This window comes from Bacteroides sp. CAG:633, from assembly GCF_000435115.1.
GTDB classification, from domain to species: domain Bacteria; phylum Bacteroidota; class Bacteroidia; order Bacteroidales; family Bacteroidaceae; genus Bacteroides; species Bacteroides ndongoniae.
In genome coordinates this window covers 72,732-74,292 of sequence record NZ_FR883147.1, presented here as the reverse complement: position 1 = coordinate 74,292, position 1,561 = coordinate 72,732, and the positions used below count along the sequence as shown (strand labels likewise).

The following is a 1,561-nucleotide window of genomic DNA, read 5'->3' as shown; positions in this document are numbered from 1 at the left end:
CCGGGCAACTTCCCCCATGTGCGGCTGGCCCAACTGGCATGCCTGTACCATACACACCGGTCGCTCTTCTCGCAAGTGATGGAAGCCGAGACGCCAGAAGCTGCCAAAAAGCTCCTTTCCACCGTGACTTCTGCCTATTGGGAGCAGCATTTCACCTTCCGCCGGACATCGCCCAAGAAGGAGAAGCGGGTAGGTGGGAACGCCCTCAACCTGATGCTCATCAATACGGTCATCCCTTTCTTATACGCTTACGGTCTGCACAAGGCCGACGAAGTGCTATGCGACCGTGCCACCCGTTTCCTGGAGTCGCTTCGTGCCGAAAACAACTACATCACCCGCATGTGGGAGGGAGCGGGCCTGCCCGTTTCGACAGCAGCCGATTCGCAAGCCCTCATCCAGCTTCAGAAAGAGTATTGCGACCGGAAAGACTGCCTGCGCTGCCGTTTCGGCTACGAGTTTCTGAAAGGAAAGAAAACCACTCGTTCTTCGTCCGATGCTATCGGCTGAAATACAGAGAAATACATTGGTGGCTTTTCCCCTTTTGAGCCGTGCAAGTGTCGCTCGCGAGCCGTGCAAGTGTTGCTCGCGAGCCACACAAGTGTCTCTCGTGAGCCGTACAAGTGTCTCTCACGAGCCATACTAGTACCGTCTGGAAAGGGTATATCGAAAGGATACTCTTTTCATCTGAGTGGAAGCGAAGCGGTGCATAACCGTTTTTTCTGAAAAAAGTTAACGACGGACTCTTTCTATTCAATCTCTTTTCAATAACTTTGTCCCCGTTCCTCGTACAGAACATTTATCACATTTCTTCCTCTTCAGACAGCAGAACTGTATAGGACGCGGGGAGGAGATGGCATCCATATTAACCACTTAAATACACTGAAAGATGAATCGTAACATTACCGACAAACTTCTGGCACTGTTGCTAATGCTGGCTTTTCTGACCGCCTGTAGCGACGATGACACGCCGGGCGAGGACCCTGCCGTCACCAATCAGTATCTGACCGGGGTGACTGCTGAAAAGCATATCTCGAAAAGCGAAATTACCGACATGGTGATGGACTATGCCGCTTCGCAAGGCATCAATCTGCCCGAAATCCTGATAAGCGGACTGCTGTGCGACGTCGATGTGGCCGCTATTACTTATACTACTACAGGACCCGACGGAGCTTCCGTCACGGCATCGGGCGTAGTAGCCATGCCTGCGGGTACTACTTCGTACGACCATTTGCTGAGCATCCAGCACGGCACGCTCGACATGGAAGAAGCTCCTTCGCTGCAACTCTTCTATTACGAGATGATGCCTGTAGTGAGCGGGCACGTAGTCGTTATGGCCGATTACCTGGGATATGGAGCCAGTCAGACAGCTGACCGGCAGCATCCTTACCTGCATGCACGGCTGACGGGAACCGCTTGTGCCGACATGATTGAGGCTGCCCGCGAATATCTGCGTTCCAAGTCCATTGCCGAGGAAAATGATGCCCTCGAACTGTTGGGCTACTCGCAAGGCGGACAGGCCACTGTGGCTACCCAACTGGAACTGGAGAGCCGTGGATGGACC

Annotated in this window: 2 protein-coding genes; both read left to right on the top strand. The window is 53.4% G+C overall.

Annotation, left to right across the window (positions count from 1 at the left end; genetic code table 11):
* Positions 1–507, top strand: a 507-nt coding sequence (locus tag QVP67_RS14155) for a DUF2851 family protein (RefSeq protein WP_288180251.1), incomplete at its 5' end; no start/stop codon positions are given.
* 379 nt (positions 508–886) lie between these two features.
* A partial coding sequence (locus QVP67_RS14150) for a lipase family protein (protein ID WP_288180250.1) occupies positions 887–1,561 on the top strand: 675 nt, incomplete at its 3' end.